Genomic DNA, 11638 nt, shown 5'->3' with positions numbered 1-11638 from the left:
TATATTATTTAGTACTTTAACAATTCTTTCCTTGAAGATTCCGTAAACAGAACACTTTTCTTACTACCAAATGCCGTAATGTGCGTAATGTTCTGTTGTTCAGCGTTCCAACCCACTAAAATCGTGTTAGAAATCTCAATGGTTTTAAATTTATCAATGTCTTTTATTCGGGAATAACACACCAAAACATCACTAGCCTCTACTTCTTTAGATAAAAAAGTAATGGGCTTTGACTGACCGTTTATTTTAATGCTAAAGTTTTCCGAAAGGTATCTTTTTAACAACTCTACATCTGCTTCGGTTTCTTTATCAGTTCCAATAAATGTTTTCTTATGGTATTTTTTCTCCATACCATTATTCAGGTCGTCAATAAAAATACGGGAAGTAATCTGAATCATCTTTTTTTCAGCGGCATAGTTGATCTGAAAAACACCCACATAAAACTTATGGAATGCAAAAGCAGTGAGCGATAAAAACAATATCCCAAGTAAAAGATAGATTACTTTATTTTTCATTACTGAGAAACTTTCACTTTTTTAAATTCCTTATTTTTATTAACTAAGAAATCGATCAATTCAAATTTTTGGTCTGGGTCAAGATGTTTTCTTGATTCCGGATCATTAGAGCAATACATTAAAAACAACTCAATCTCATCTTCTTTTAACCCTAAGGTACCTGTAAAGAAATTTGGTTTAAAATTAGATCTTGAATATTCGATAAAAGCCATATCAGTTATAACTTCCTCTTTGACTTCATCATTTTTAGAAAGCAGCTTTTTAACATCTTTAAAAATTCTAACGAAGTCCATTCCGTACTTAATCGTCTGATCAGAGTACATTGCAATATTTTTAGCTGTAGACTGTTTATCATCCTCAAATTGCATATCAACATATTTCTGAGATCCTCCTCCCAGCGATTTCACTTTAAGATCTTTATGCACCAAAACTTCTTTCAGCTCATTGCTTATGAGGTTTAAAGGCACCGAAAGCAAAATTTCAGCACAGTCTTTCTCCGTCAGTACAATTTTTTTAGATTGAAATGCCAATCCTGTAAACAATAAGGTGTCTTTAGGTCTTGCCATGATATCAAACAATCCGCCTGAACCAATAAATGTTCTGACATTTGCATTTACATTCATCACATAACCACTTTCAATGGCGAGAGACTTATTCGTAACTTGTCCATGTAATGGTTTTCTTGAATTTTGTCCCAGTGCAATTTGACAAACCAGGCTTATAAGTAATACAGTTAGGCTATTTTTCATTTTCGAGAATTATTAGATATTTTCGGGCTAAATCGGTTAATAAAAACATACTCATTGTTTTGTTTTTATTATCCAAAGATACGGCAAATTCAGCATCATCGACACAATATAATTGAAATCCTTTAATATCTGTCACAGGGATTCTCAATCGGTCTGTATAATAATTTTCATCAAAAAGGTATTCCATTTTCCTGAAAAGCATCTCCTTCTTTTCTACATTAATCTCTTTTTTAAGCATCGCAGTTCGTCCGGAAATCTTATTTAATAATTTGTCTACTGAAGTAGAAGTTGCAGTATAAACTTTTCGTTCTGCAGCTGTATATTTTTTTTGTCCGTATGGAATTATCCCTAAATTTTCAGCCGTAATATTAGCATTTTCATTCACAACTACTTCTTTAAGCTCTACTTCTTTGGCTGTCATTTTAATTTGAAGCGAACCTGAATTCATATCTTCTGCCGTAATTCTCTTTTTATAACCTTCCAAATTTACCGCCGAAAACACCAAAACATCTCCTTCTTTTACTACGATCGAAAACAGACCATTTGCATCTGAAACAGCCGTTACCTGAGTTGCATTATTGATGATATTTACAGCGTCAACCGAAGTAGACTGCTCGAAAATCTGTCCAAAAATTTCTTTCGAAGTTTTATTTTGCGTAAAACCCAACTGAACAAACAGCAGCAGGGCAATGTATATGATCTTATTTATTTTCACTTGCAATTATCTCTTTATACTTAACAGCTAATTCTCCCAACAAAAACTCCGTCGAAGTTTTGTTTTTAGAGTTCAGAATCACTGTGAATTTATCATTATCTACTGCGTAATATTCGAATCCTTTCACATATTCCAGAGGAATTTTCAATCGGTCAACAAAATGCTCGAGCGTAAACATCTTCTCTAAAAGCTTCATAAAAGCCTCTTTTTTCTCTACCACTGCTTCTTTTTTAAGCATGGCGGTACGTCCTGAAAAAAAATTCAATAAAGGATCAGCAGAAACAGAAGCCCCCACCATACCTCCTGCGCTTGCCGACGCATTTAAATCGGTAGCAGTACGTAATTTTCGTTCAGCTGCCGTATATGACTTTTGCCCCGCAGGAATAATTCCCAAAGAAACAGCATTCACATTACTGTAATTTTTCACGATTACTTCCTGCAACTGATGCATTATCATATTGAGTTTCACCGTAAAGTTGATATCCGAAAAATTCTCCGCTGTTAACAACACTTTGCATTCCTTAAATTGTATGGAAGAAAAAACAAGTTCATCACCCGCTTTGGCGACAATCGAGAATGCACCTTCAGCATCTGTTGTTGTCATTACCTCTGTCTGAGCATTGATTACATAAACACCTTCCAGATCAGCAGCATTCGAAGCTATTCGTCCGTTTAAAACAGCCTTGCCCTGAGCCTGTAACCAACCGGTTTGCCCTAAAACAATAACCAAAAAACAGATAACCTTATGCATCGATGACAATTATTTAGCGTTTCTCTTAAAACTGTAAAAATATCTTAATGTTCTCCAAATTTAATACTAAGGAGTTGGTAAAAATATGTTAATTAAACTCAATAAAGAGGCTACAAAAAGAGAGTTTTTAATATCTTTAACCGGTTCAACCTGAGTTAAAATTATATGAAAAGCATTATCATTGCCAGCACTTCTACTCTTCATGAAGGCGGTTATTTAGAGTATTTACTCCCTACTTTACACTCTCATTTTAAAAACTGCAACAGCATTTTATTTATTCCGTTCGCAAGACCCGGAGGTCTCTCGCATGACGATTATACTGCAAAAGTTTCACAGGCTTTTGCTACAATCAACATTTCTGTTAAAGGAATCCATGAATTTGAAAGCGCAGACGATGCTATAAAAAATGCTGAAGGAATATTTACCGGAGGTGGAAATACTTTTTTACTGGTTACCCAATTGTACAAACACAACATCATGCAGCTTCTTGCCGAAACTGTAAAAAACGGAACACCTTATTTAGGCACAAGTGCCGGAAGTAATATTTGCGGATTATCTATGCAAACCACAAATGACATGCCTATCATTTATCCGCCAAGTTTTCAAACCCTAGGTTTAATCCCTTTCAATCTAAACCCACATTACTTAGACCCGGATCTACAATCGAAACACATGGGAGAAACAAGAGAAACACGAATTAAAGAGTTTCATGCTTTTAATACAATTCCGGTTTTAGGCTTACGAGAAGGCAGCTGGTTGGAAGTAAAAGGCGATAAAATCACCCTAAGAGGAAACCTGCAAGCTCGTTTATTTCTACAAAACGAAATTCCAACAGAATTAGAAACAGGTAGTGATTTAAGCCATCTGAAATAAAAACACAACATTTATAAATTCCAATCTTTTTAAATTCCAAATTCCAATTTTTTAATCAAATTAGATATAAAGATTCGGAATTTGGAATTTTTTCTTTTTTTGATTCTAACCAGAACACAGATAACGCGGATTCGTTTCACGAAAATGCTGATAAAAACGGATCCCTCAACAGAACACAAATTATTATCAAACAGATAACATAAAAAATCCGTGCTGACCCGCGCTTTCGCCTGGCGAATCAGTATGATCCGCGTATTTTTTTTTTCAACCATGAAGAACACAAGAAATCTTTTAAATCTCAAATCTCTTCTATTAAATCCTAAATTTTCTAAACTCCAATCTTTTAAAATTCCACTTCATATACAGAGATACAGATTTTATTTTTTTTGCGCGGACCAATTATGACCATAAACAAAAAAAACCTCAAACAAAATGTTTGAGGTTTTTTAAAGAGCGAAAGACGAGGCTCGAACTCGCGACAACCAGCTTGGAAGGCTGGAGCTCTACCAACTGAGCTACTTTCGCATTAACAGGGTGCAAATATAAATAATTTTAAGTTATTAAAAAAATAAAAGTCAAAAACTATTTAGCTTTGTTAAAAAAACCGAAACGATTAAATCTCGGTTTTTTTAGAGCGAAAGACGAGGCTCGAACTCGCGACAACCAGCTTGGAAGGCTGGAGCTCTACCAACTGAGCTACTTTCGCATTACTGTGGTGCAAATATAGAACATAAGTTCAGTTCAAAGCAAGCTTTTCTGCAAAAAAAATCAATAAAAATTCACATTTTTCGATAACTTATTTAAAATTAAAAAGTTATCACCTCAATTATTTTCCGCGTTTTTAGGGTTGTTTAGCCAAAATTGCCCAAAAAGAAACTTATATCGATTGCCGCTCCATTTTCAGAAAAGAAAAATCAGCCGAAAGTTGTATCTTTGAAAGAAGAACTTAAAAAATAGCCAATCAACCGGGTTTATTTGGTAATAAAAAATTAATAGGAATTATTTCATTTTTTGAAAAAATCAAACCTATATTTGCCGAAAAAATCAAATTCTCATTTAAAAGGATCTTTTCAAAAAAAGCTCCAATAGAAAAACGAATTTGAAAAGGCTTTAATCAAACATTGCAAAACCTACTGCAATGCAAACAAAGCCGATTTGATTTAATACCAAAACCGCTACTGTACATTTTACAAAAGAACGAAACGTCATTACCCAGACAATTCTGTTCAAACTAAAAACACTGGCGAGATAATTTTATGTTTAAAAGAATATCAAATGAAGAATTTTTACTTCTTATTAGTAGTATGCCTATTTATTGCCTGCAAAAAGGACACTCCTAAAATTATTCCTGTAGTAAAAAAAGCTACCCCAGCCATTATACTTACTGACGAAAGAAAGGTGACCATTGACACGGCTTTAATTGGTACTTTTAAAAGCGAAACGCTTAAACAGTTCTACAGCTCATCCGAAAACTCTACAGTTTGGGGAAACTTAAAAAAAAGAACTTATGTGTTGTCGCAATTGTCAAATGCCGAACAATTAGGATTAAACCCTGAAGATTACAAAGCTTCGAGGCTAAAAAAATTCGAAAGCAGAATCAGTTCGTTAAGTGATGCCGATCTGGCAACGTATGACATTTTGCTTACTTATAATTTTGAAAAATACCTCAACCATCTTTACAAAGGAAAACTAGACCCCAAAAAACTATACATTGACTGGGATTTAGAAGAAAAAACATTTGATGTAAATAATGTCCTGATAAAAGCGTTCAACAAAAACAAACTGGACAGCATTGTTGACGGTATTCAGTCAAAGGCATCTCCTTACAAACAGCTATTAAAAGCACTGGAAATTATCAATACTTTTCCTGATGACGATGTTAAAACTATTGAATCTGTCAATAAAATTGTTTTAAACGATACTAATACCGCTTTGATCAACATTAAAAAAAGGCTTTTATACTGGAAAGACATGTCCGGAAAAGACAGCCTTACTTCAATTTACGATCAAAAAACTTTTGAGTCGATCAAAAAATTCCAAGAGAGACATGGCTTAGCTTCTGATGGTGTTATTGGGGTAGGAACTATAAATGCTTTAAACTTTTCTAAACAAAAAAGAAAAGAACAAATCATAGCCAACTTAGAACGCTGGAGATGGTACACTACTGATTTAGCCGAAAATTACTTTATTATAAATATTCCCGATTACAGCTTACATGTTGTCGAAAGTCAAGACACCACTTTGGTACGAAATATTGTAGTAGGTACAAGTAAAAGAAAAACCCCAATTATCACTTCGAAATTAAAAACGGTGGTTTTTAACCCAACCTGGACGGTACCGCCAACGATTTTAAAAGAAGATGTGGTTCCGGCAATGAAACGCAATCGTAATTACTTAGCCAATAAAAACATTACTATTTATGATACTGCCGGAAATATAGTTCAGCCCAATGCCTGGAACGAAAACAAACCCAGAAATTACCGTTACGTACAAAGTCCCGGCTACAACAATGCTTTAGGGTTAATGAAAATTTTGTTTCCAAACAACCATAGTGTTTACCTACATGACACCAACCACCGCAATAATTTCGGAAGAAGCAACCGTTCTTTAAGCTCGGGATGTGTTCGTGTAGAAAATCCGCTGGAACTGGCTGAGCATATTTTGGGTGATTCAACAAATTGGTCTAAAGACAAAATTGATACTATAATTGCCTCCAAGAAAACAACGAGTATCCGAATTACCAAAAAATATGCCTTATACCAATGGTACTGGACGGCATGGAGCAAAAAAAATCAGCTCATTTTCAGAGCTGATATTTATAATTTAGATTCAGATTTGTATGCTAAGCTAAGAAATTAACCTTTCTTCCATCGCGAAACTTCTGGATGGATGATAGATATACAAAAGCGATTTGTTTTTTATGATCTCGATGATTTCTTTAGTCATCTCCATTGGAATTGCCGGACATCCCTGACTTCTGCCCAATCGTTTGTTATTTCTAATGAACGATTCCGAAACATAGTCAGCGCCATGCATTACAACTCCACGTTCACGGGCATTGTCATTAACACCGTTCTCCAGTCCGTCTAAACGCAAAGAAGCACCGTGTTTTCCCTGATATATTTCACCCGTTGCATAAAATCCTAAACTACTTTTGAAAGATGAATTTGCATTTGAAAAATTAGATGCAAATTCTTCTCCGGTATTTCTACCGTGAGCAACTAAGGAATTAAATAAAACAGTATTGGTTGCCAGATCGATTACCCACAAACGTTTTGTGTTTGAAGACAAACTAAAGTCGATAAGTGTCAGGATATCTTTTTGAATTATACCTCTTTCTTTCAAGAGGTAAAAACCCTTTAGAGCCTCAGAAAAAGTTCTGAGTTCCGGGAGTGAAAAATGATTCGAATTTAAAGTATTATAGATACTTTCAATTTTAGAATCAACAGTAAGTGTTTTAACTTTAGCGATAGTTTTCACAGTCGCCTTTTTAACTTCGGTGGTATTATTTGAATCTTTACCAAAAGACAACAGTAAAAACACCAGTAACGGATAAATCTTGTAAATCATTGAATTTCTTTAGGTTAAACAAAGCTTGGGGTTTGGCAAAAGTATAAAAAAAATGTACCTGTCAAAATTTAAGGCTATAAATCAGCCGTATTTTGTTGAAACTTTAACAAAATCAAAGTAATAAATTAGCATTTAGACCAAAAAACAAATATTTTTGTAGGAGGTTTACCCAATGATAAAAATAAACACGCTTTTACGTACTTTTCTTGCAAAAAAGACAGAAAAATCATTTATTTCAATTAAAACTGTAACATTTTAAAAAAAATCGGGTCTATTAACAAAAGCCATTACATCCATTTTTCGATTCTTAAAACCGCATGAAAAAATTAGTTTTTATCAGCTTCCTTTTCTTTTCTTTTTGGGGTTATGCCCAAAAGAAAACCCTGCAAGCTCAATTGACTAAAGAAAATATTTTAATTGATGGAAAAATTGACGAACCGGCTTGGAAAAATGTTACGCCCGCTTCAGATTTTGTAATGTACCAACCCGATAACGGTAAACCTATTCCGGACAATCAAAAGACCGAGGTTAGAGTTCTGTACAACAATGACGCGATTTATATTGCCGCGCTGCTGTATGATGATCCTAATAAGGTTTTGAAGGAGATTTCACAGCGTGACAATTTCGGAACAGCCGATTTGTTTGGAGTCTTTATAAATGGCTTTAACGACGGTCAGCAAAATTTTCAGTTCTTTGTTTCAGCGGCTGATGTTCAGGGCGACTGTATCATGACAGATGCCAATGGCGAGGATTATTCATGGGATGCTGTATGGATCAGTAAAGCGGTGCTTAATGACAAAGGCTGGGCGGTCGAAATAAAAATTCCGTATGCCGCCTTGCGTTTTTCTGGGGAAGACAAGCAAACCTGGGGAATTAACTTCTTCAGAGAGATCAGACGGGAACGCAAAAAATACACCTGGAATTTGATTGATACCAAAATAGGAACGTTTACCCAGCAAAACGGTAATCTGGAAGGAATAATCAATATCAAACCCCCTACCCGATTGTTTTTCATGCCTTATGCTTCTTATTATTTAAATGCATCCGACGGTCAAAAAACGTTCGCCACTTTAAAGGGCGGAATGGATATTAAGTACGGAATCAACGATGCTTTTACACTTGATGCTATTTTAATTCCGGATTTTGGACAAACCAAATACGACGATCAAATTTTAAACTTAGGGCCTTTTGAGCAACAGTTTAACGAAAACAGGGCCTTTTTTACAGAAGGAACCGACTTGTTTAACAAAGGTAATATGTTTTATTCCAGAAGAATTGGCGGCAAACCTTCAATAGAAATCACTTTAAAAGACGATGAAAAAATAATTGAAGAAGTTCAGAATGTAAATCTGATTAATGCTCTAAAAATCTCGGGAAGAACCAAAAAAGGATTGGGAATTGGAATTTTAAATGCCGTTACCGAACAAACCTTTACCACTATACAAGATACTATTTCAGGCGAAACAAGACGCGAAGTCGCAGAACCTCTCACCAATTATAATGTATTGGTTTTAGACCAGCGATTCCGCAAAAATTCTTCTGTTACTTTTATCAATACAAACGTTACCCGAAATGGACATTACAGGGATGCCAACGTAACGGGGCTGGCCTGGGACTTAAGAACAAAAGCCAACACTTACAGTTTATCAGGCAATGTAAAATATAGTCTGATTAACGATACCGAAGACAAGAACGGTGTTTTCAGCACCATTCGTTTTGCCGAAACCACTGGAAACTATCGTTACAGCATTGGCTCAGATTATGTTTCCAAAGATTTTGACCCTAACGATTTAGGAATTAACTTTTACACCAACTATTACAACATCTACGGAAATGGTAATTACCGCATTCTGAACCCTACAAAACTCTTTAACACCTTTAGAGTAGATTATGACATGTACACAGAGTTCAACAAAGAAACGGGAAAGCTCCAGGATAATAAAATTAGCGCAGAAGTCAACCTTTCTACCCTGAAAAACAATTTTTACGGAGCCGGATTCGACTTTTTCCCTTTAGAGTCACATGATTATTACGAACCGAGAGCAGAAAACCGATATGTTATCATTCCAAGGAAAATAGAACTCTGGGGAAGTGTTTCAACCAATTATAACAAGAAATTTGCTTTGGATTTAAATCCATTTGTGATTTTTGCCGATGAGGAAGGAAGGATGGCTTATGGTGTAGACGCCGGACCAAGATATCGCTTTAACGACAAACTTTTGATGATCTATAGTTTTAGTTTCCTGCGAAGAAACAACAACAAAGGCTATATTGACGATTTTGACGATGACAACATTGACAGCACTCCTGAAACAATTGTTTTTGCCAATCGAAATGTCATTACCTATTCGAACAGTCTGAGCGGAAAATATGCTTTAAACAGTGCTATGACGCTCAACCTCGCTGTGAGACAATATTGGTCGTATGCCGAAAACAAAAACATACTCGAACTTCAGGAAGACGGAACCTTAACGCCTTATCCGCAATATACCAAAAACAAAAACTCCAGTTTTTATTCCTGGAATACTGATTTATCCTATTCCTGGTGGTTTGCTCCGGGCAGCCAGCTTTCGGTTTTGTATCGCAACAATGGCGCTAATTTTGAACGCATTATCAACAAAGACTTTAAACACAACATAGCCGATTTACTGAACAATCAGGCACTAAAACACATCTTTTCAATAAGTGTGAAATATTTTATAGACTATAATGCTGTCAAAAATAAGATCAGAAAAAGAGCCTAGCGTGAATTAATTCTAAAATTTTTAGGGTTCTTTAACCAAATTATTATTTTTTAATAGGCTTCATTTTATTAACCGTAATTGTCACCGCGCTTTCTTGTCGATTTTAGAAATGACTTATCTTTGTAAAAAACAAAAACTAATGAACAAGAAAGTTATCCTTATGATTTTAGACGGTTGGGGAAAATCTCCTGACCCTAAAGTATCTGCAATAGACAATGCAAATGTTCCTTTTATAAATAGCCTTTACAAAAATTACCCAAGCGCACAACTTCGTACTGACGGATTAAATGTTGGTTTACCTGAAGGGCAGATGGGAAACAGTGAAGTAGGTCACATGAATCTTGGTGCCGGAAGAATTGTATACCAGGATCTAGCCAAAATAAACTTAGCTGTAGCACATCAAACGCTAGCAAAAGAACAAATCCTTATTGATGCTTTTACTTATGCTAAAGAAAACAATAAAAAAGTTCACTTTTTAGGATTAGTTTCTGACGGAGGTGTTCACTCACATACGTCACACTTACGAGGACTAATAGATGCTTCGCAGGAATATGGCCTGGAGCATGTTTTTGTTCATGCTTTTACAGATGGTCGCGATGTTGATCCTAAATCAGGGGCAAAATACATCCACGATTTAGAAGAACACATTAAAGATACTCCTGTAAAAATTGCTTCAATCGTTGGCCGTTATTACGCAATGGATCGTGACAAACGATGGGAACGTGTAAAACTGGCCTATGACTTAGTAGTTAATGGCTTAGGAACTCCCTCTAAAAATGCAGTAGCAAGTGTTCTTGACAGTTATTCACATGATGTTACCGATGAGTTTATCGCACCAATCGTAATGGTTGACGAACAGGAAAAACCATTAGCAACAATCGTTGAAGGTGATGTGGTTATCTTCTTTAACTTTAGAACAGACAGAGGCCGTGAACTTACAGAAGCGCTTTCACAGCAAGACTTCCACGAGCAAAACATGCACAAATTAAACTTGTATTATGTAACGCTGACAAACTACGACGAAACGTATCAAAACGTAAAAGTGGTTTACAACAAAGACAATATCACGGAAACTCTTGGTGAGGTTTTGGAGAAAGCCGGTAAAAAACAAATTCGTATTGCCGAAACCGAGAAATATCCACACGTAACCTTTTTCTTCTCCGGAGGAAGAGAAACACCATTTGAAGGAGAATCCCGTATTTTAAGAAATTCTCCAAAAGTAGCCACTTACGATTTGCAACCGGAAATGAGTGCCTTTGAATTAAAAGATGCTTTGGTTCCTGAATTGAACAAAGGTGAGGTAGATTTTGTCTGCTTAAATTTTGCCAATGGCGACATGGTGGGACATACCGGAATCATGAGTGCCGCAATTAAAGCCTGCGAAGCGGTAGATGCCTGCGTAAAAGAGGTTATCGAAGCTGCTCTTGCCAACAATTACACTACAATTGTTATTGCTGATCACGGAAATTGCGAAACAATGATTAATCCTGACGGAAGTCCAAATACAGCACATACCACGAACCCGGTGCCGATTATTCTAGTAGACAAAGAGTTGAAAAATATTCAAAATGGGGTACTGGGCGACATTGCTCCTACTATTCTGGAGTTAATGGGCATACAGCAGCCTAATGCTATGACTTGCCATTCATTGTTATAGTATTTAGTCGCAGTATTCGGTAGCAGTTTTCAGTCTGAGTTGCGATAGTATTGGATCCTCAAAA

General features: G+C 35.7%; 9 protein-coding genes and 2 tRNA genes. 4 read left to right on the top strand and 7 right to left on the bottom strand.

All coding sequences use genetic code 11. The features are described 5' to 3' along the window. Nucleotides 1–8: 8 nt before the first annotated feature. The 4 genes from AC3IS6_RS09005 to AC3IS6_RS08990 are packed head-to-tail and all read right to left on the bottom strand — an operon-like array spanning nt 9 to nt 2730. On the bottom strand, nt 9–515 hold the full coding sequence (locus AC3IS6_RS09005) for a DUF6702 family protein (RefSeq protein WP_489164562.1): 507 nt from the start codon (nt 513–515) through the stop codon (nt 9–11). Further along, nucleotides 515–1264 (bottom strand): BamP family beta-barrel-assembly machinery protein, encoded by a 750-nt coding sequence (gene bamP, locus AC3IS6_RS09000; RefSeq protein WP_173965528.1) that lies wholly within the window; start codon nt 1262–1264, stop codon nt 515–517. The genes AC3IS6_RS09005 and bamP overlap by 1 nt, the downstream gene beginning before the upstream one ends. Continuing rightward, nucleotides 1254–1979, bottom strand: coding sequence for a carboxypeptidase-like regulatory domain-containing protein (locus AC3IS6_RS08995; protein WP_489164560.1), 726 nt, complete (start codon nt 1977–1979; stop codon nt 1254–1256). Before AC3IS6_RS08995 ends, bamP begins: the two co-directional genes overlap by 11 nt. Further along, the gene (locus AC3IS6_RS08990) at nt 1966–2730 is read right to left on the bottom strand and encodes a carboxypeptidase-like regulatory domain-containing protein (protein ID WP_489164559.1); all 765 of its coding nucleotides are present in this window, start codon (nt 2728–2730) and stop codon (nt 1966–1968) included. The genes AC3IS6_RS08995 and AC3IS6_RS08990 overlap by 14 nt, the downstream gene beginning before the upstream one ends. Before the next feature lie 165 nt (nt 2731–2895). Between AC3IS6_RS08990 and pepE the strand changes: the two genes are divergently transcribed. Then, nucleotides 2896–3603, top strand: a complete 708-nt coding sequence (gene pepE, locus AC3IS6_RS08985; protein WP_489164558.1) for a dipeptidase PepE — start codon at nt 2896–2898, stop codon at nt 3601–3603. A 452-nt stretch (nt 3604–4055) separates the two neighbouring features. On the opposite strand, the gene AC3IS6_RS08980 is transcribed toward pepE, so the two are convergent. Both AC3IS6_RS08980 and AC3IS6_RS08975 read right to left on the bottom strand, forming a co-directional pair. Continuing rightward, nucleotides 4056–4128, bottom strand: a tRNA-Gly gene (locus AC3IS6_RS08980). A gap of 108 nt (nt 4129–4236) precedes the next feature. Further along, a tRNA-Gly gene (locus AC3IS6_RS08975) sits at nt 4237–4309 on the bottom strand. Between the two features lie 569 nt (nt 4310–4878). Between AC3IS6_RS08975 and AC3IS6_RS08970 the strand changes: the two genes are divergently transcribed. Continuing rightward, nucleotides 4879–6462 (top strand): L,D-transpeptidase family protein, encoded by a 1584-nt coding sequence (locus tag AC3IS6_RS08970; RefSeq protein WP_489164557.1) that lies wholly within the window; start codon nt 4879–4881, stop codon nt 6460–6462. Here the strand turns inward: AC3IS6_RS08970 and AC3IS6_RS08965 are convergent. Then, nucleotides 6451–7173, bottom strand: coding sequence for a murein L,D-transpeptidase catalytic domain family protein (locus AC3IS6_RS08965; protein ID WP_489164556.1), 723 nt, complete (start codon nt 7171–7173; stop codon nt 6451–6453). The two genes, AC3IS6_RS08970 and AC3IS6_RS08965, sit on opposite strands and share 12 nt — an antisense overlap. 317 nt (nt 7174–7490) lie before the next feature. Here AC3IS6_RS08965 and AC3IS6_RS08960 point away from each other — a divergent pair, with 317 nt between their 5' ends. Further along, the gene (locus AC3IS6_RS08960; protein WP_489164555.1) at nt 7491–9917 is read left to right on the top strand and encodes a DUF5916 domain-containing protein; all 2427 of its coding nucleotides are present in this window, start codon (nt 7491–7493) and stop codon (nt 9915–9917) included. A 139-nt stretch (nt 9918–10056) separates the two neighbouring features. After that, nucleotides 10057–11574, top strand: coding sequence for a 2,3-bisphosphoglycerate-independent phosphoglycerate mutase (gene gpmI, locus AC3IS6_RS08955; protein ID WP_489164554.1), 1518 nt, complete (start codon nt 10057–10059; stop codon nt 11572–11574). The last annotated feature ends 64 nt before the right edge of the window (nt 11575–11638 follow it).

It is taken from the genome of Flavobacterium sp. KH_035 (genome assembly GCF_057839565.1).
The sequence above is the reverse complement of the archived record's forward strand: the minus strand, read 5'-3'. Positions and strand labels throughout refer to the sequence as shown.